This is a genomic window from Amycolatopsis sp. MtRt-6 (genome assembly GCF_017308975.1).
In the GTDB taxonomy this organism is placed as follows: Bacteria; Actinomycetota; Actinomycetes; order Mycobacteriales; family Pseudonocardiaceae; genus Amycolatopsis.
Genome location: NZ_JADWPD010000019.1, coordinates 107,279 through 125,919, shown reverse-complemented (window position 1 = coordinate 125,919; position 18,641 = coordinate 107,279). Strand labels below are relative to the sequence as shown.

Below are 18,641 nucleotides of genomic sequence, written 5' to 3'. Positions count from 1 at the left end.
ATGTCCTCCCGTGTACTGGTCGCCGAGGATGACCCGCACCAGGCCCAGGTGATCCGCCTCTACCTGGAAGGTGAAGGGCACACCGTCGAAGTCGTGCACGACGGTCAGGAGGCGCTGGCGTGCGCTCGCGCGCGCCGGCCCGACCTGCTGGTACTCGATGTGATGCTGCCGGGGATGGACGGGCTCGACGTCTGCCGCACCCTGCGCACCGAGTCCGACGTCCCCGTGCTCGTGCTGACCGCGCGCGACTCCGAGTACGACCTGCTGCGCAGTCTCGACCTCGGGGCCGACGACCACATGACCAAGCCCTACAGCCCCCGCGAACTGGTGGCACGCGCGCGGACACTGCTGCGCCGGACGCGATTCGGTTCACAGACCGGCTTTCTGTCGCGGGTCGGGGATCTGGTGGTCGACCGGCAGCGGCACACCGTCCATCTCGCGGGCCGGCCGGTGGAGTGCACCCACGCGGAGTTCGCGCTGCTCGAGGTGCTTTCCGGCCAGCCGGACCGCGCGTTCACCCGGGAGCAGCTGCTGGAGCTGACCCGGGGCACCGACGCCTACGTCACGACGCGGACCATCGATGTGCACATACTCAACCTGCGCCGCAAGATCGAGCGTGACCCGGCCCGCCCGGCCCGCTTGGTGACGGTGTACGGCGTCGGGTACAAGCTCACCGATGCGGGCTAGGTTCGCCCGCCACCGCAGCCTGGTCGTCCGGCTGACGGGGGTCTCCGCACTGATCGCCGTCAGCTCCATCGCCGCGACGGCATGGCTGGCGGCCGAAAGCACGACCGAGGCGATCCGCCGGGAACAAGGGCGAGCGTTGTCCGCCGACGCGTCCATCTACAACGAGCTGATCGGCTACGCGTCGCGTAACCCGGCCTGGAGCGGCGCCGGCGACACCGTCCGCCTGCTGGCGGCGAAAACCGGCCGCCGGATCGTGCTGACGACGCCCGCGCGGGCAGCGATCGCCGACTCCGCCGGCGGCGCGGTGGCGCTGCCCGAGCAACCCCGCGCGGTGGTCGACCCGCTCCACGTGGACCCGGCGTTGCTGCCCGGTACCTCACCCGGCGGAATCGATTCCCGCGTGGTCGGACCGTACGCCCTGACCGCAGACGAACGCGTCAGCCTGCAGACCGCGGCCGCCCTGGCGCAGTTCTGCCTGCAGGACACGGGAGTTCCCGCACAGGTCCGGGAACTGCCGTCGGGACGGCCGGTCGTCAGCCCGCCCAGTGGCGGCTTCGTCCGCACCCAGTGCGACACGGACGCACTGGATCAGCCCACCCCGACCGAATCCAGGGCGCTCGCCGAGTTGAACACGCTGGTCGCCACCTGCCTGAACCGTCAAGGCGCCACCGAGCCCGCCGTGGTCACGCTCGGCTTCGCCATGACAGGCAACCAAACCCTGACGGCGAAGTCCTGTGTGGACTCCTCACGCCGGGCACAGCTGGCCGGGTACGTCGCCCCGCCCGCACTGCTGTTCGTGCTCGGTCCCGGCGGAGAGCCCCAGTCCGGGTTCCCGTTGTCGGCCACGAATTCCGCGCGCATCACCCTGCTGACGCTGGGGGTGGTCGGCCTGGCCGTGCTCGTCATGGTGGCCGTCACCTCCCGGCTGGCCCGGCCGCTGCGCGCGCTCACCGAAGCCGTGCGCCGGGAGCAGCGCGCCCCCGTGACCTCCCGGGACGAAATCGGCTACCTGGCCGAGGCGTTCAACACGCTGGTGAAGCGCCGCGAAGAGATCGAGCAGCAACGGCGCACGATGATCAGCGACATCGCCCACGAACTGCGCAATCCGCTCAACGCCGTCCGCGGCCGGCTGGAAGCAGCCGAGGACGGACACCTCCCACTGGACCGCGCGCTGACCCACTCCCTGCTGGAAGACACAGCGTTGCTCCACCACGTCATCGAAGATCTGCGGGACATCGCGGACGCCGACGCGGGGCAGTTGCGGATCCATCCCGAAGCGATGCGAGTCACCGACCTCGTCGACCAAGTCGTCGTCGCGCACGCCCCGGACGCCCCGGACGTCACCCTCACCGCCGCCGTAGCCGACCCGGACCTCGTGCTGATCGCGGATCCGGTACGCCTGCGCCAGACCATCGGCAACCTCGTGGGCAACGCGCTGCGGTACACCCCACCGGGTGGCCAGGTCACGGTACGCGCGGCGGCCGACGGCGACGAAGTCGTGTTCGAAGTCGCCGACACCGGAGCCGGCATCCCGCCCGAAGACCTGCCGTTCGTGTTCGACCGGTTCTGGCGCGCCGACAAGTCCCGTGCCCGGCAGACCGGAGGCAGCGGACTGGGCTTGGCCATCGTGCGGGACCTGGTCACCGCGCACGGCGGCACGGTCGCCGTCAGCTCGCCCTCGGGTGCGGTGTTCACCCTGCGACTACCACGGTCCGGCCCCGCGGAACGCCAAGGCGGTGATCGGTGAGCTGCCGCTTCTCGACGAGCGACCGCGCAGCGCTCAGCCGCACGAGCTGAGTTGACCTACAACCCCACCCTGGAATTTGCCACGGACCGGCAGCTTGACTCATCCCGGCGCGGCCGCGGTCGCCTCATCGGCAACGCTGCGGGCTCATCACCTTCTCGAACCTGAACATGTGATCGGTCCCGTCCCCGTCCTGCGAATCACCCGGCGAGGCCCGGTGATCATGGGGGTCCGGGTGGCCGGGGTGGAAGAACTCCACGATCGCGAAACCGCACCTGTTCACATAGAAATGGATGTTCCGCCGCTCGAAGTAGGGCGTAAAGGTGGTCCACACCCGCGTTTCCGGGTACCTCGCCTCAACAGCACGCCACGCCAGGACCCCCGTCCCCCGGCCTTGCTGATCGCCGTCCACGAAGAAGAAATCCAACGAGTTCAGCTGGGTGTGCTCGTCGATGGAGACGACCACGCCGCCGACCACACGATCCTCCCGGACCACGTGCAGCACCTCGGCGCCCGGCTCGCGCAGCGTCTGCCACACGTCCTCGTCCGAGGGAATCGGCTCGTCCGGGTCGACGCCGAGCTCGTGCACGGCGGCATCGGTGAACGCACGCTGAAGCCGCCGCGCGAAGCCGGAGTACTCGTCCGGCCGCGCCTCGACCAGCTGCACCAGCCCCCCGCCCGGGACGGTCCCGTCGACACCCACCCGCCGCTCCTTCACTCGTGGATTCGATGACGCCCGCGGCCCCGAGGTCCGCCGGCGACACCATGCCCCGACACCGTAACCGGTGTGCCCCGTGTGACCGGGTGCAGCAGGCTCCCGCTTGCCCTGGGGAGATGTAAGACGCGATCATCGGCGCTGTCCGAGCTGCTGCGCCTGCAGTAGTCCCGGGGTCGGCCCTCCGGGCTCTGCGCAGCACCAGGTTGGCGCCGCAACTCGCGGAGCGCGCCATCCAGCGCCGATCATGCCGCGCTACCGGGATGGATCCGAGGTGGGCGCCGGCTGACCGTCCCGCGTCGCCCGGTCGCGCAGGAGCGCGGCGGCCCGCACAGACCAGTCGTGGTGTTCCTGCTCGAACCGCCGGCCGCGCAAGCACGTCAGGTAGGGCCCGATCGGAGATCCGTGACGCAGGTAGGTCTCCTCGTCGAGGTCCCCGCGGAACCGCCGCAGGATCTTGTCGAGGATCTCCACCTTGGCCGCGGCTGCCGCGGCTCGCTGTTCCAGTTGCGCGATCACCGGTGCCGCGTCGACGTGGTCGACGGCCTGGACCTTGACCAGCAGGTCGTCGCGGATGAACGACGGCTTGCTCACGGCGGCGGCGAAATCCGCCAGCTCGGCGAGGCCGGCGTCGGTGACCCTGAACAACCGCTTGGTGGGACGGGTTCGCTGGACCACCTCCCGGCCGCTGATCAACCCGTCCTTCTCGAGCTTGGACAGCTCCAGGTAGAGCTGTTGCGGCCGGGCGTACCAGAAGTTGGCGACGCCCACGTCGAACGCCTTGGCCAGCTGGTAGCCGCTGTACTCGCCGGACAGCAACGCCGCGAGCACAGCATGCCGCAGACTCACCGGCGCGTCTCCTCGTCGTCGACATGGGGGCCGACGCCATCATAGCCATGGTTATGATTAGTCAACATTATGACTAGGAGGGTGGCGTGATGAGGCCCGAGGAACCCGTGCCCGGCGGCAAGTACCTGCGCTACGTCGCCTTGGGTGACAGCCAGACCGAAGGCGTCGGGGACGGTGACGACATCGTGGGCCTCCGGGGATGGGCCGACCGGCTCGCCGAACGCCTCACCATCGACAACCCCGATCTCCAGTACGCCAACCTCGCCGTCCGTGGCCGCCGCGCGGACGAAGTCCGGTCCGGGCAACTGGGGCCGGCTCTGGCGCTGCGTCCCGACCTGGCCACCGTTGTCGCCGGAGTGAACGACCTGCTCCGGCTCCGAGTCGAGACCGCCACGGTGGCCGGTCACCTGGAAGCGATGTTCGCCGCGCTCACCGAATCCGGGGCCCGCGTGGCGACCGTGACCTTTCCCGACCTCACCAGGATCATCCCCCTCGCCCGACCGGTTCGCTCCCGCATCCTCGACATCAACGACCGGATCCGGGCCGCAGCCGCTCGGCACGGAGTCGCCGTCGCGGAAATCGCTCTGCACCCCTCCGTCGCCGACCGCCGGTTCTGGAGCGAGGACCGGCTGCACTGCAGCCCCCTGGGGCACCAGCTGATCGCCGACGCGGTCGCGCACGCCCTCCAGGTGCCGGGCAGCGACGATTCCTGGAACGAACCCGCACCACCGTTGCCCGCCCCACCGTCGACGCACTGGCGCGCCACCGCCGAACTGCGTTGGGCAGCCACCTTTCTCGGCCCTTGGCTCGGCAGGCGCCTGCGCGGCCAGTCCTCCGGGGACCAGCGCACGGCCAAACACCCTCAACTCCACCGCATCAAGGACCACAGAGCTGAGTGTCGCTGACAACTCGGCACGTTCCGGCGAACCGCCGTTGGCGTGCGGTACGTGGAACCGGGTATGACGGGATTCCCTTTCTCGCCCGGTGCACTTCGGCTCACCTCACGAGCCGCGGCTTGCGGCCCGGAACTGGCCTCGCTGGTCTTCGTCGGCGGGGTCACTTACCTGGCCACGCAGTACATCGCCGTGACCTGGACTCCGGCCCCCTGGGAACAACCCGGCACCGGGTTGTTCGTCGCGGGTGCCGCGATCGTGCTCGCCGCCGCACGCCGCCGGTTTCCGGTGCTCGCGCTCCTCGCCGCCGCGCTGCTGGTGGGGCGGTACCCGGCCGCCGGAGTCACGCTGGCCATGACGTCCTACGGCGTGGCTGCGCGAACCCGGTCGGCCCGGTCGCGGGGTACTGCACTGGCCGTAGCCGCGCTGATCCCCTTCACGATCGGATTGATATTGATCGGGTCGCGCCTTCAGTGGCAGCTCGCGCTCGGCGGGTTCGGGCTCGTCGCGGTGCTGTGCGTCGTCGGGCCCACCGTCGTGCAGGCGCTTCTCGCCCAGCGGGAACGGCTGATCGACGTCCTCCGGCAACAGACCCGGTTTGCCGCATCGGCTGCCCGGCTCCAGGAGCGGTCCCGCATCGCGCAGGAGATGCACGACCTGCTCGGACACCGCCTCAGCCTCATCTCCCTCTACGCCGGCAGCCTCGAGCTCGACGCGGGACGCCCGGTCGAGGCCACCGAGCCGGCCCGGCTGATCCGGGACACCGTGCAGATCGCGATGGACGAGCTACGTGCGACATTGGGCATCCTGCGTCAGGGGGAAGCCGGCGCGACCGAGCCGATCGACCACACCGGCACCCGCTCCGACGTCCGCCGGCTCGTCCGCCAGGCCCAGGCCGGCGGCACCGAGGTCGACCTGACCTGGCACGGCGACGACCTGACCGAAAGCACACTGCCGGTCCGGCAAGCGGTGCACCGGATCGTCCGGGAAGGCCTGACCAACCTCCACCGGCACGCGGCCGGCGCGCAAGCCCACGTCGTCGTGGACCACGGACCCGCCCGGGTCCGCGTGCAGATCGTCGACGACGGCCGCGGTGGGACCGGCACAACCGGCTCCGGCCTCGGGCTGGTCGGCGTCGCGGAACGGGTCCGGCTGCTGGGCGGCACCCTCACCGCCGGTCCCCTGCCGAGCCGCGGGTTCCGGCTGGCGGCCGAAGTGCCGCTGGCCATCCCCCCACCCGGCGCCGGCCGCGCCGAACCCGGCACCGGTGAGGAACCCGACGACCGCTGGGGCCGCCTCGGCCAGGCGGTGGTGCTGGCCACGGGCCTGGCCGGGGCGGTCGCGATCCTGGTGGTCGTGTTCTCGATGCTCTCCTACGCACCGGGCATGGTCGACCGGTTCGACTCGATCGGCCTCGGCGTCACCCGCGGCCAGGTCACCGACTCGGTCGGCCCGGACGACTCGCTGGCCCACCGGGCCGCGCGGGGCGCGGAACCTCCCACGCTCCCGGGCGTGGACTGTTCGTACACCTTCACCTACACCGAGGACGGCGCCACGATGATCGAACGCTACTGCTTCCGCTCCGACGTCCTGGTCGACAAGACCCGGTTCCCCCTGCCGGCGGCCTGACGCCGTGGACCGCATCCGCGTCCTGCTCGCCGACGACGAGCACCTGGTGCGCGCCGGGATCCGGCTCGTCCTGCGGCACGCCGAAGACATCGAAGTCGTCGCCGAGGCGGGCGACGGCGACGAAGCCGTCGACCTCGCCTGCCGCCTGCCACTGGACGTGGCACTCGTCGACATCCGCATGCCCGGCGTCGACGGCCTCGCCGCGCTCGAGCAGCTGACTCACCGGGCACCGGCGGTCAAAGTCGTCATGCTCACCACGTTCGGCGAGCCCGGCTACATCACGCGGGCCCTGCGCGCCGGCGCGGCCGGGTTCCTCCTCAAGGACACCGGCCCCCAGGAGCTCATCCAGGCGGTGCGGGCCGCGGCCCGCGGGGGCGCCGTCCTGTCCCCGCGGATCACCAAGGACCTCATCGACCGGTACGTGACCACCGACGACGGCGAGGCGCGCCGGCTCGTGGGCACGCTGGCGGAGCGGGAACGGGAGGTCCTGGTCCAGGTCGGGCTCGGCAAGTCCAACGCCGAAATCGCCGGCCAGCTGTTCATGGGCGAGGGCACCGTCAAGACCTATGTCAGCCGGATCCTCGCGAAACTGGGCTGCGACAACCGGGTCCGCGCCGCGATCATCGCGCACGAAGCGGGCATCCTGCCGGCTGCCTGATCCGAGACGACCGGCGACTTGACACCGGCGGATCGTCTCGGGAACGCCGTACCGCTGAACACCTCGGCCAGTCCCCGCGTGGAGCCGGGTGAGAACCCGATCACCGAGCACGGAGGTCTGCGAAATGCCTTCCCGGCACCGAAAGCCGAGCAGAGTCAAGCTCTTGGTGGCGGCCGCCGCCATCGTGGCAGCCGCCACGGCCGCCATCGCCATCCCCCATGCGGACGCGGCCGGCACCGGGCCCGCGGACAGCGGCGCCGCGGCGCGCGCCATGACCGGTACCGCGTGGGCGATCGACGCGGACACCGGGCAAACGGTCGTCACGGCCGACAGCACCGTCCAGGGCGAGAGGTGGGACCGCCTGATGGCGGCCACCCGCGGGCAGCAGTTCCGAGTCGAGCGAACCCCCGGAGTCCTCAAGCTGTTCGCGGGCGGCGGCGACGCCATCTTCACCGGCCGGGCCCGGTGCTCCCTCGGGTTCAACGTGACCACGAGCGACGGGAACCCCGGCATCCTCACCGCCGGCCACTGCGCCACCGCCGGACGGCAATGGTCCCTGACGCCGGACGGTCGATCGGTCGCCACCGTCCAGCAGGCCACGTTCCCCGGCACCGGAGACTTCTCCCTGCTCACGTACAACAACACCGCGACCGAGGCACCCAGCGTCGTCGACGTCGGCGGCGGCCGGACGGTCGCCATCACCAGGGCCGCCGCGGCGAAGGTCAATCAGCAGGTGCTCCGGATGGGCAGCACCACCGGCCTGCACCAGGGCCGCGTCACTTCGCTGAACGCCACGGTCAACTACCCCGAAGGCCGGGTCACCGGGCTCATCCGGACCACGGTGTGCGCCGAGGGCGGCGACAGCGGCGGACCGCTGTTCACCCGCGACGGTTCCGCCGTCGGCATCACCTCCGGCGGCTCCGGCAACTGCCGGACCGGCGGCGTGACGTTCTTCCAGCCGGTGACCGCCGCCCTCCTCGCCGTCGGAGCCGGCATCGGCGGCTGACTTCGCCACCGCCCTGCGCACGGGGGTGCGCGGCCCGGCCCGTGCGGTGCGCGGGGGATGTCCAGCACCGCACGGGTCTTCCGCAGTGCTACCGATGGAATCCGTCTCGACGAGCTGTTCCACACCGCCGAGCCTGTCCTCGGTCACGGTGAAAGCTCTTCGAGAACCTTGTTCCCGGTTTCGATGGCGAACAGGATGGTGACGATTCCGCCGATGAGGGCGACCGCGGCGAAGGCGGAGAAGACGTAGCGGATGCCGAGGTCGGCGACGATCCAGCCGACCAGCAGCGGGCCGACGGAGGAGCCGGCGCGCAGCCAGGCGCTGCCGAAGCCGGTGCCGATCGCGCGCAGCCGCGTGGGATACAGCTCGGCGGAGTAGAGGTACAGGGAGAACGAGATCGTCTGCAGGATCGCGTAGGCGAGCGTCGCCATGATCAGAACCTGGATCGCTGTGGTGGCACCGGAAACGGTGAGGGCGACCAGCGGCCCGATCGCGAGCAGGAATGCCCAGGAGTACCAGCGTTTCCGGCCGACCTTGTCGATCAGCAATGCACAGGCCACCGAGGCCAGCACGCCGACGCCGGAGGTGACCCAGCCATAGGCCAGGCTGGTCTGCAAGGGCAGGTGGAAGAGTTGCTTGTAGAGGGTGGGCAGCCAGGTGACCAGGCCGTTGTTGACCAGGTACACCGTCGCCCACAGCACCCAGATCATCAGGGTGCGCCTGCGGTAGATGCCGTGGAACAGCTCGCGCCAGTCCGAGCGGGTCTTCACCTTCGGGTCAACCGGGCGGACGTCTGGCTCGGCCAGGACGTGTCCCTGCTTCACGGCCTCGTTTTCGAGCATCGAGACGACCTTGTCGGCCTTCTCGACGCGGCCCTTGGCAGCCAGCCAGCGCGGTGATTCCGGCATCAGCAGGCGCAGCGGGATGGTCAGCACCGCCGGGATGAGCCCGACGACGAACAGGGCGCGCCAGCCGTAGACCGGCACGAGGAAGTAGCCGGCGATTCCGGCGAACATCAGCCCGACCGGGAAGATGACCTCGTAGAGCAGGAAGAACCGGCCGCGCTTGCGGGCGCCGATGAACTCGTTGATGTAGGCGCTGGCGACGGGGACTTCGCCGCCGGTGCCGATGCCCTGCAGGAACCGGAAGATGAGGATCGACGTGCCGCTCCAGGCGAACAGGCAGGCGACGTCCATCGAGACGAACAGCACGATGGTGATCAGCAGCGTGTTCATCCGGCCGAACTTCTCGGCGATCCAGCCGAAGGTGACCGCGCCGATGAGCTGGCCGACGTAGCCGGCCGACAGGATGGCGCCGACCTGGGCGGGGCTGAGGTCCCATTCGGTGACCAGCTGAGGCATCGCGAAGGCGATGACCAGCACGGTGTAGGCGTCGAAGAAGGTCGCCGAGCCGATGATGACGCGGATCAGCAGGAGCCGGCGGGTGATCGGGAGCCGCTCGAGGCGGGCGAGGAGGGCCGCGGTCGCGGTCGCCGCCGTCCCTCCGCCCGCAGCAATGGTGGTCATGGGGATCGTTCCTCGCTCTCCGCCTCGTCGCGGAGTCCTTCGGGACTGCATTGTCACCGGATCGCGGGGCGGCAGCAGCGTGCTGCCGCCCCGGCAGACGTTCAGAGGAGTTCGGCGGCCTTGAGCGCGAGGACGATCTCCTCTTCGGCCTCGGCGGACAGGTCGATCAGCGGCGACCGCACGGTCGCGGTCGGCAGGACACCGCGGGCTTTGAGGCCGAGCTTGAGCGCCACGGTGCCTTCCATGTGGGACCCGCGGTGGTAGACGGCCTTGGTGACCGGCAGCAGCCGGTCGTGGACCGCGCGGGCGGCCGGGTAGTCCCGCGCCTTGCCCGCGGCGATCAGCTCCAGCAGCGGCTCCGGCGCCAGGCCGCCGTAGCCGACCAGCAGGCCGTCGACGTCGAACATCGTGTGCAGCAGGTACTCGTCGTGGCAGGACAGGATCTGCAGCTCGGGGTGCTCGGCCCGCAGCACCGGGATCTCGGTGTCCCAGCGGCGCATGTTGCGCACCCCGTTCTTGGTGGCGAACACGCCCGGCTGCGCCGCGATCTCCAGCTGGGTCGCCAGGTCGTAGCTGGCCTTCGTGACGTCCGGGTACTGGAACAGGATCAGCGGCAGCCCCGAGGTCTCGAAGATCGCCCGGTAGCGGTCCTGCGGCGCGCCGGTCTGGAAGCCGAACCGCAGCCAGCCGTGCGACGGGTAGACCAGCCCGGCGGACGCGCCGGCGTTCACCGCGCGCACCGCCTCCTCGGCGGCGACCGCGGTGCCCTCGCCGGTGATCCCGGCGATGATCGGGACCGTGCCGCCGACCGCCTCGACCAGGGTGCGGATGGTGGCGACCTGCTCGTCCTGGGTCAGGAAGGTGCCCTCGCCGGCGTGCCCGAGGCAGACCAGGCCCTTCACCCCCTCGAACCCGGCCAGCCACTTGCCGTAGGACGCGAGAGCCGCGTGGTCGACCGCGCCGTCCACGGTGAACGGCGTGACGGGGGCGGGCACCAGTCCGCGCAGGTCAAGGGTGTGCTCCGAAGACATTCTCGAGCCTTTCCGACATCGACGGGAACGGTTGCAGGAACGTTCCCACACGATGCGCCACGGCTGCCCCGACGTCAACCCCTCCCCCGGAAAAGGCCGGCCGGCCAGTAGCCTTCAGCGTGTGGTGACCATCGTCGACGTCGCCCGGGCGGCCGGGGTGAGCAAGTCCACCGTGTCCCGCGTCCTCGACGAACGGCTCCCCCGGTCCAACAGCGAAACCGCCCAGCGCGTCCGCCAGGTCGCCGCCGAACTCGGTTACGTCCGCAACCCGCTCGCGTCCGGCATGCGCCGCGCCGGCACCAGCACCGTCGGCGTGATCGTTCCCCGGCTCACCGACACCGTCATGGCGATGCTGTACGAGCAGATCGCCACCGCGTCGGCAAGCCGCGGTCTCTTCGCCGTCGTGGCCACCACCGAGGACGACCCCGCCACCGAGCAGTTCGCCGTCCAGACCCTCGTCCGCCGCCGCGTCGACGGCCTCGTCCTCACCACCGCGAGGCTGGATGTCCCCACCGCGCAAGGCGTCCCGCACGCACTGGCGCTACGCACCGACGGCATCGGCCCGGCCGCCATCGGCGACGACCGGCTCGGCGCCCGGCTGGCCGTCCGCCACCTCATCGACCTCGGCCACCGCAGGATCGGACTCGTCGGCGGCCCGAACTACGCCTCCAGTGCCCGCGGCCGGCTCGACGGCTACCGCGATGCCCTCGCCGAAGCCGGGATACCGCTCGACGAGTCCCTGATCGCCGGCGACTCCTTTTCGATGAAATCCGGCGAAGCCGCCGGCCGGGCCCTGCTCGACCGCACCGACCGGCCCTCCGCCATCTTCGCCGTCAACGACAACACCGCCATCGGCGTCCTGGCCGCCGCCCACGCCCTCGGCCTTCGCATCCCCGAAGACCTGTCCCTGGTCGGCTACAACGACATCCCCGTCGTCAGCAGCCTGCCCGTCCCGCTCACGACTGTGCGCGTCCCCTTCGCCCAGATCGCCACCACCGCCCTCGACCTGCTGAACGAAGCGAGCGACGACCGGGCGCCGCGGACCGTCGTCGCCGCACCGACCCTGATCCCCCGCCGTTCCACGGCACCACGATCATCTTGAAGTGGCGTGGCTCCCTCTCCGGTTACCGGCGGGCGATCTGGAAGGTGAAATCGAGCCGGCGCCATTCGCCGTCGACGGCACGGCCGTCGGGCGTCGGGCCGGTTCGGGGTTCGAAGTTCACGATGAGGTCGTCCTTGACGCCGAACACGGCGTCGGAGTCGAGGTACTTGCCGCCCGCGACGAAGAGCTGGGTGATCAGGCGCCGGCAGCCCTCGGCCGCGATCATGAAGTGCAGGTGCGGGGCGCGGTAGGGGTGCCGTTCGGTCGCGGCCAGCATCGCGCCGACCGGGCCGTCGGACGGGATGGGATATGCCGAGGGCAGGATGGACCAGAACCGCAGGCGGCCGTCACGGTCGGTGCGGAGCCGGCCGCGGAGGACCGGTCCGTCGAGTTCGGGCAGTTGCACGTCGTAGAATCCGTCCTCATTGGACTGCCAGACGTCCACCACCGCTTCCGCCACGGGCGTGTCGTTCGTGTCGGTGATCTGCACGTCGACCCACAGCGGGGTGCCGGGCATCCCCGCGGCGATGTCGGCGCCCTGCTCCAGTTCGGGTGGGCCGTCGACGTAGAAGGGGCCGAGCACCGCGGACGGGGTGGTGTCGGGGGTGCGGGAGTTGGTGAGGACATCGACGACGCTGGACAGGCCGAGCGTGTCCGACAGCAGCACGAACTCCTGCCGGGTGGCATCGCAGATCTGCCCGGTGCGGGTCAGGAAATCGATGCCGTGTTGCCATTCCTCCTGGGTCAGGTCGTTGTCGATCGCGAAGGCGTGCAACCGCGGAACCAGGTCCCGCAGCAGCGCGCGCAGCCGCGGATCGGGGGTGCCGGCGAAGGTCGACACGACCTGAGCGGTGAGCCGGTCCAGCACCGGCGCGCCGGTGGGCTCGGGACGCTCACCGGCCCAGGCCCGGCGCAGCAACCGCGCGACGCCGTCCCGGGTCGGCTCGGCGGGGTTCGGGTACGGGGCGGCGGTCGCGAGTCCGGCCGCGCGGTCGAGGTCGGACTCGGCCAGGCCGAGTTCCCGCAGTGAGGTCGGCCCACCGGCCTCGGCGATGAGGTCGTACACCGCCGTGGGAGCGTCGGTGGCGCCGAGCGCTTCGGCGATGCGGCGCATCGCATCGGGTGCCGCGGCGGCGTTGTAGGCCATGACGTGCGGGAGCACGACGGTGTGCGTCGGAGCGTGGGGAAGGCCGAAGCTGCCGCCAAGGGTGTGGCAGAGCTTGTGGTGCAGGCCCATGCCGACCGCGCCGAGGCAGGTCCCGGCGAGCCAGGCGCCCTGCAGCAGTTCGGTCCGCGCTTCGAGGGTGTCTTCGCCGAGCCCGCGGAGTCCGCGTGCCAGCCGCCCGATGGCGTCGAGCGCCATCCCGTCGACGACGGGGTTGGCGTCGGGCGAGTAGAGCGCCTCCACGGCGTGCGCGAGCGCGTTCACGGCACTGGTCACCGCGATCGGGACGGGCAGTTCCCGGGAAAGCTCGACATCGTAGATCACGGTCTCGGGCAGGATCTCCGGCGATGAGCGCGTCGTCTTCACCTCGTCCGCCGTCTCGCCCAGGACCGGGGTGACCTCCGAGCCGGCGTACGTGGTCGGCAGGATCACCTGGTCGACCCCGGTGCGGACGGCGAGTGCCTTGGCCAGCCCGGTCGTCGAGCCGCCGCCGACCGCCACCACGCAGTCCGCTCCGGCCTCCCGGAGCAGCGCGAGGGCCTGCTCGGTGACCTCGACCGGGGTGTGCATGGCGGCGCCGTCGAAGCGGCCCACGGCGAGTGGGCCGAGGGCCTTTTCGACCCGGTCGCCCGGTTCCGCCAGGTCCGGGCTCGCCAGGACGAGCGCCCGGGACCGGCCGAGCCGTTCGACCTCGTCACGGACCCGCTCGAGGGTGCCGTGCCCGAAGACGATGCGTGCGGGCCGAGCCGTGTAGGTGAACATTTCCGGTCTCCTCAGACGCGGTCGAGCAGGCGGGCGAGTGCCTCGGTGAGCTCTTTTTCCGGATCGGCGGGCAGTTCGCAGGCCCGCCAGCCGACGTGGGCGTCCGGCCGGACGAGCACGCACCCGGACTCGGTGACCTCGCGCAGCCGCGCCCAGTCGTCGTAGACGTCGGTGTACTCGCGGCCGGGGCCGATCACGTGCGCGGCGATGTCGACGCCGAGCGACCGGGCGGCGCCGGCGGCCGCCTCCGCCCACGCCTGCCCGGAGATGCCGGTGAGCACGGCGAACCGGCCCTTGCCGGTGATGTCGTGGGTGCTGACCCGGTGCCCGCCGTGGCCGAGCCAGCAGTGCGGCAAGCGCGCCCCCGGCCAGGTGGTCGGGTGGTAGTACAGCTCGGGATCGCGGGTGAACTCCGGCTCGGGCGTGTCGTCGCCGACCACCGCGCGGGAGACGTACCGCTGGCCGAGTTCGACACCGTGGGCGTTGAACTCGTAATCCTTCAGCTCCAACGCCTCCCGCAGCGCGGCCCGCTGCGCGGCCGCCTCCGGGGTGTCCTCGGCCCGGGCCCGCATGTTCGCGATCTGCTCGGCCGGGTCGTCGGTCGCGGTGAACCCGAGTGCGTCGAAGATCGGGCCGAACTCCTCGATGGACTTGTTGGCCCGCAACACGATCTGCTTGCCGACCGGGGCGCGCTCGGCGTCGTAGCTGTCGAGCAGCCCCTCCCCCGCCTTCCCGGACAGCACCGCGGCGAGCTTCCAGGCGAGGTTGTAGGAGTCCTGGATGGAGGTGTTGGAGCCCAGGCCGTTCGACGGCGGGTGCCGGTGCACGGCGTCGCCCGCGCAGAACACGCGCCCTGTCCGGTACCTGGTGGCGTACATCTTGTTGTTGCCCCACAACGAGGTGGAGCGGATGGTGACCGGGGTCGTGTCGTCGCCGACCAGATCGTGCACGATCTTGGTGGCCATGGCGTCGTCGACCTGCGGGGGCGGCCGGCTGATGTCGTAGCCCCACACGACCAGCCACTCGTCCCACGGCCGGACCATCCGTACCAGGCCCATCCCGATGCCGCCGATGTCCGAACCCGGCTGCAGCACCCAGTACAGGACGCTCGGCCGGTGCTCGACGTACTTCGTCAGGTCGGCGTGGAAGACGATGTTCATGCTCCCCGCCAGATCCATCTGTCCTTCGAAGGGCAGCCCGATGTCGCGGGCCACCTGGCTGCGCCCGCCGTCCGCGCCGATGACGTACTTCGCGCGGATCGGGTAGGTCTGGCCGGACAGCCTGTCCTGCACGGTGACGGTGACACCGTCGTCGTCCTGCTCCAGCGACAGGTACTCCGTGTCGAACCGGATCCTGCTGCCGCGCTCCGCGGCGTGCCCGATCAGGATCGGCTCGAGCAGGGTCTGCGGGAGGTCGCAGTTCTCGGACGGACTGGCCAGCGTGTAGTCGGCCTTGCGGGCCGGGTGCGTCCCCCAGGTCCGGACCCGGCCGATCTCGTCGCCGGCGAGGCTGGTGCAGAAGACCGTGTCGCCCATGAGCGCGGCGGGCGTGCCCTGCGCCTCGATGTCGGCTTCGATGCCCATGTCGCGCAGGATCTCCACCGTGCGCTGGTTGGTGATGTGCGCGCGCGGGGTGTTGGCCGTCCACCGGTACTTGGTGATCACCAGGTGGTCCACGCCGTAGGTGGCCAGGAACAGCGCGGCCGAGGCGCCCGCCGGTCCGCTGCCGATGACCAGGACGTCCGTGGTGACTTGGCCGGGGTTGTCTGGGTTGTCGCTCACGCTGCCTCACCTCTGGGTCCGCTTCGACCGGTGGAACGAGTATGCGAACCCGCCGGCTATACGTCCAATACGAAGTCAATGTCGCTGATATAGCCTCTGAATATGGATCTGCGGGCTCTGGAGTGCTTCCTGGCCGTCGCCGAGGAAGGCTCGATCAGTCGCGCCGCCGCGGCACTGCACATGACACAGCCTCCGCTGAGCGTGCGGCTCCAGACGCTGGAACGCGAGCTCGGAGTCCCCCTGCTGGTCCGCCATGGCCGCGGAGTCGAGCTGACGGCAGCGGGCCGGGCGCTGGCGGAACGCGCGCGCCGCCTGTTTTCCGAGCTCAACACCACGACCGAGATGGTGCGCACGATCGGCCTCGGCACCCGGGGCAGGCTGACCGTCGCCGTCGGCCACACCGTTTCGCCCCGGCTGCTGCCCCACCTGGTCGGCGGCACCATGCTCGAACCCGGCGTCGACCTCGTTCTCACCGAAGACTCCGATCCCGACGTGGTCGAGCGGGTCCACCGTCGCGACGCGCACGCCGGGCTGCTCCACATCGAACCCGGCGGTCCCGGCCGGACACGGCACGCGGCGAGCCGGGCCCGGGCGCTGGAAGTCGCGGTGGTCGCCCGCGAGCCGCTCGTCGCGGTGCTCGCCCAAGCGCATCCCGCCGCCGGCCAGGAACGCATCGACCTGGCCGAGGTGGGCGGCGAACGGGTGGTGGTCACGGCCGAGGCCGGAGCCGGGCTCGCCGCCCACATCCACGCCGCCTGGGCCGGCGCCGGGCGTTCGTCCGACGCCCGGCACGAGGCGACCTCGGTCATGCACGCGCTCGCCCTCGTGGAGGCCGGCGCCGGCGTGACCCTGCTGCCCGCGCAGTACAGCTCGATGCTCTGGCCGGGCTTGATCGCGCGACCGTTGCGCCGGCACACCGCCGTCGTCGAAACCGCCGTCTGCTGGCGGCCCGACGAGGACTCGCCGGTCCTGCGCCGCTTCCTCCGGACAGCCCTGTCCACCCCCGAACCCGACATGCTGGGACCGGAGCACGCCAGGGACGGGCTGGGCGCCGCCCACTGGTGACACGCGCGGCCTGTCCGCGCGCGGCGGCGAGCTGCAGTAACGCACCTCGGACGCACGACACTAGGCGGAGGTCTTGGGCACGTCGATCTTCTCGAAGTGCGCCAACAGGGCCGGGTCGTCGATCGCCTCCCGGCTGACGACCTGCTCCGGGTCCGCACCCTGCAGGATCCGCTTGACCGGCACCTCGAGCTTCTTGCCGGTCCTGGTGTGCGGGATGGCGGGCACCTGGAGGATCGCGTCCGGCACGTGCCGCCGCGACGCGTGCACGCGCAGCTCGTGGCAGATGAGGGCGCGCAGGTCGTCGTCGAGGACGCGATCGCCCTCGAGTGCGACGAACAAGGCCAGCCAGTAGCCGCCGTCCGGCAGGTCGACGCCGACGACCAGCGCCTCGGCCACTTCCGGCACCTTCTCGACGACCTCGTAGATGTCGGCGCTGCCCAAGCGGATGCCGTTGCGGTTCAGAGTCGCGTCCGAACGGCCGTGGATCACGACGCTTCCGCGTTCGGTGATGGTCGCCCAGTCGCCGTGGCGCCAGACTCCGGGGTAGACGTCGAAGTACGCCGCTCGGTACCTCGACCCGTCCGGGTCGTTCCAGAGCTGCACCGGCATCGTCGGCATCGGCTTCGTCACCACCAGCTCGCCGACGGTCCCCCGGACGGGTTCGCCGGCTTCGTCCCACGTGTCGACGGCAACGCCCAGCGGCCGCGCCGAGAGCTCGCCAGGCCAGATCGGCTTCGTCGGAGCTCCGGTGGCCAGGGCCGAGACGATGTCCGTTCCGCCGGACATCGAGACGAGCGGTATGCGGTCGCCCAGCTGTGCACGAATCCAGTGGAACGCGGCAGGCGGCACGGGTGAGCCGGTGGCCCCGATCATGCGGAGCCGGTGTCCGGAAGGCACCTGGGTGCCGTGCCGCTCGCACGCCTGGAGGTAGCCCGGGCTCGCGCCGAGGATCGTGGCGCCGTGTTCGGCGGCGACCGCCCAGAGCCGGTCCGGCGTCGGGTGGGCCGGACTCCCGTCGTAGGCCACCATCGAGCCGCCGATGAGCAGCATGTTGACGGCGAAGTTCCACATCATCCAGTTGGTCGTCGTGTACCAGAGCATGCGGTCCGCCGCGCCGGCGTCGAGCTGCAACCCGACGTGCTTCTGGTAGTCGAGGGTCACGGCGCCGTGCCCGTGGACGAGGCCTTTCGGGATTCCCGTCGTCCCGGAGGAGTAGAGCACCCACAGGGGGTGGTCGAACGGCACCGGCGTCGGCACCAAGGCGTCATGCGCCGTCGCCAGGACCTCGTCCCACGTTGCAAAGTCGCGATCGGCCATGATCGGTGGCAGGCCGAGATGCGCCACGTGCACGACGTGCTCGACGGTCGGCAGCAGTTCGAGGAGCCGAGCGCCTTCGTCGCGGCGATCGAAGGTTCGGCCGCCGAAGTGGTAGCCATCGGCGACGAGCAGCAGACTCGGCTCCAGCTGTGCGAGCCGGTTGGCGGCGGCCTCGGCCGCGTAGTCCGGTCCGCAGCACGACCACACCGCTCCCAGGCTGGCCGTCGCCAGGAACGCGACGACCGCGGCGGCGCAGTTGGGGATGTAGGCGACGACCCTGTCCCCCCGGTTGATCCCACGCTCGGTCAGGGCTGCCGCGACGGCGGCGACCTGGTCTTCGAGAGCGCCCCACGTCAGCGACCGGCTCGCCCCCGGCTCGGTCACTTCGACGACAGCGACAGCGCCCGCGTCGCGTTCCCGGAAGACATGACTGACGTAGTTGAGGCGCACGCCGGGGAACCAGGTCGCGCCGGGCATTTCCGCGGAGGCGAGCACCGTGGCCGGTGCCGGTTCGGAACGCATGTCGAAGAAGTCCCACGCGGCCGCCCAGAACTCCTCCAGGTGCTCGACGGTCCAGGCCCAGAGGTCGTCGTAGTCGTGGAACCGAATGCCGTACGCGGCTTCGACGAGCGCCGCGAACTCCGCGAGCCGGCTGCGGGCGGCGTCCTCCGGATCGGGGACCCAGACGGGGATGGCTGACATGGGTGCTCC

15 protein-coding genes are annotated in these 18,641 nt (G+C 70.9%); 8 read left to right on the top strand and 7 right to left on the bottom strand.

Annotation, left to right across the window (positions count from 1 at the left end; translation table 11 throughout):
• Both I4Q55_RS29045 and I4Q55_RS29040 read left to right on the top strand, forming a co-directional pair.
• Complete coding sequence (locus I4Q55_RS29045; protein ID WP_206792018.1) at positions 1 to 687, top strand: response regulator transcription factor; 687 nt, start codon at positions 1 to 3, stop codon at positions 685 to 687.
• Positions 677 to 2,434: a cell wall metabolism sensor histidine kinase WalK gene (locus I4Q55_RS29040; RefSeq protein WP_206792016.1), complete on the top strand. Its 1,758-nt coding sequence runs from the start codon at positions 677 to 679 to the stop codon at positions 2,432 to 2,434. The genes I4Q55_RS29045 and I4Q55_RS29040 overlap by 11 nt, the downstream gene beginning before the upstream one ends.
• Positions 2,435 to 2,558: 124 nt before the next feature.
• On the opposite strand, the gene I4Q55_RS29035 is transcribed toward I4Q55_RS29040, so the two are convergent.
• Entirely contained in the window at positions 2,559 to 3,134 is a 576-nt protein-coding gene (locus tag I4Q55_RS29035; protein WP_206792014.1) for a GNAT family N-acetyltransferase, read from the bottom strand.
• Positions 3,135 to 3,401: 267 nt separating this feature from the next.
• Positions 3,402 to 3,995, bottom strand: coding sequence for a PadR family transcriptional regulator (locus tag I4Q55_RS29030; protein WP_206792012.1), 594 nt, complete (start codon positions 3,993 to 3,995; stop codon positions 3,402 to 3,404).
• 89 nt (positions 3,996 to 4,084) lie between these two features.
• Between I4Q55_RS29030 and I4Q55_RS29025 the strand changes: the two genes are divergently transcribed.
• The 4 genes from I4Q55_RS29025 (at position 4,085) to I4Q55_RS29010 (ending at position 8,181) form a co-directional block, all read left to right on the top strand.
• Complete coding sequence (locus tag I4Q55_RS29025) at positions 4,085 to 4,900, top strand: SGNH/GDSL hydrolase family protein (protein ID WP_206792010.1); 816 nt, start codon at positions 4,085 to 4,087, stop codon at positions 4,898 to 4,900.
• 54 nt (positions 4,901 to 4,954) lie between these two features.
• Positions 4,955 to 6,517: a sensor histidine kinase gene (locus tag I4Q55_RS29020; protein ID WP_206792009.1), complete on the top strand. Its 1,563-nt coding sequence runs from the start codon at positions 4,955 to 4,957 to the stop codon at positions 6,515 to 6,517.
• A gap of 4 nt (positions 6,518 to 6,521) precedes the next feature.
• On the top strand, positions 6,522 to 7,175 hold the full coding sequence (locus tag I4Q55_RS29015; RefSeq protein WP_307793337.1) for a response regulator transcription factor: 654 nt from the start codon (positions 6,522 to 6,524) through the stop codon (positions 7,173 to 7,175).
• A 166-nt stretch (positions 7,176 to 7,341) separates the two neighbouring features.
• Positions 7,342 to 8,181, top strand: coding sequence for a S1 family peptidase (locus I4Q55_RS29010; protein ID WP_307793343.1), 840 nt, complete (start codon positions 7,342 to 7,344; stop codon positions 8,179 to 8,181).
• A gap of 143 nt (positions 8,182 to 8,324) precedes the next feature.
• Here the strand turns inward: I4Q55_RS29010 and I4Q55_RS29005 are convergent, their stop codons facing one another.
• Complete coding sequence (locus I4Q55_RS29005; RefSeq protein WP_206792007.1) at positions 8,325 to 9,707, bottom strand: MFS transporter; 1,383 nt, start codon at positions 9,705 to 9,707, stop codon at positions 8,325 to 8,327.
• Positions 9,708 to 9,808: 101 nt separating this feature from the next.
• Positions 9,809 to 10,738: a dihydrodipicolinate synthase family protein gene (locus tag I4Q55_RS29000; RefSeq protein ID WP_206792006.1), complete on the bottom strand. Its 930-nt coding sequence runs from the start codon at positions 10,736 to 10,738 to the stop codon at positions 9,809 to 9,811.
• A gap of 121 nt (positions 10,739 to 10,859) precedes the next feature.
• Between I4Q55_RS29000 and I4Q55_RS28995 the strand changes: the two genes are divergently transcribed.
• On the top strand, positions 10,860 to 11,840 hold the full coding sequence (locus tag I4Q55_RS28995) for a LacI family DNA-binding transcriptional regulator (protein ID WP_206792005.1): 981 nt from the start codon (positions 10,860 to 10,862) through the stop codon (positions 11,838 to 11,840).
• A gap of 22 nt (positions 11,841 to 11,862) precedes the next feature.
• Here the strand turns inward: I4Q55_RS28995 and I4Q55_RS28990 are convergent, their stop codons facing one another.
• Together I4Q55_RS28990 and I4Q55_RS28985 are read right to left on the bottom strand one after the other, a co-directional pair.
• The gene (locus I4Q55_RS28990; protein ID WP_206792004.1) at positions 11,863 to 13,767 is read right to left on the bottom strand and encodes a maleylacetate reductase and hydroxyquinol 1,2-dioxygenase domain-containing protein; all 1,905 of its coding nucleotides are present in this window, start codon (positions 13,765 to 13,767) and stop codon (positions 11,863 to 11,865) included.
• Positions 13,768 to 13,778: 11 nt separating this feature from the next.
• Positions 13,779 to 15,548 (bottom strand): FAD-dependent monooxygenase, encoded by a 1,770-nt coding sequence (locus I4Q55_RS28985; protein WP_206792003.1) that lies wholly within the window; start codon positions 15,546 to 15,548, stop codon positions 13,779 to 13,781.
• Between the two features lie 102 nt (positions 15,549 to 15,650).
• On the opposite strand from I4Q55_RS28985, the gene I4Q55_RS28980 reads away from it, so the two are divergent.
• On the top strand, positions 15,651 to 16,613 hold the full coding sequence (locus tag I4Q55_RS28980; protein ID WP_206792001.1) for a LysR family transcriptional regulator: 963 nt from the start codon (positions 15,651 to 15,653) through the stop codon (positions 16,611 to 16,613).
• Positions 16,614 to 16,673: 60 nt separating this feature from the next.
• On the opposite strand, the gene I4Q55_RS28975 is transcribed toward I4Q55_RS28980, so the two are convergent.
• Entirely contained in the window at positions 16,674 to 18,632 is a 1,959-nt protein-coding gene (locus I4Q55_RS28975; RefSeq protein ID WP_206791998.1) for an acetoacetate--CoA ligase, read from the bottom strand.
• Positions 18,633 to 18,641 lie beyond the last annotated feature (9 nt).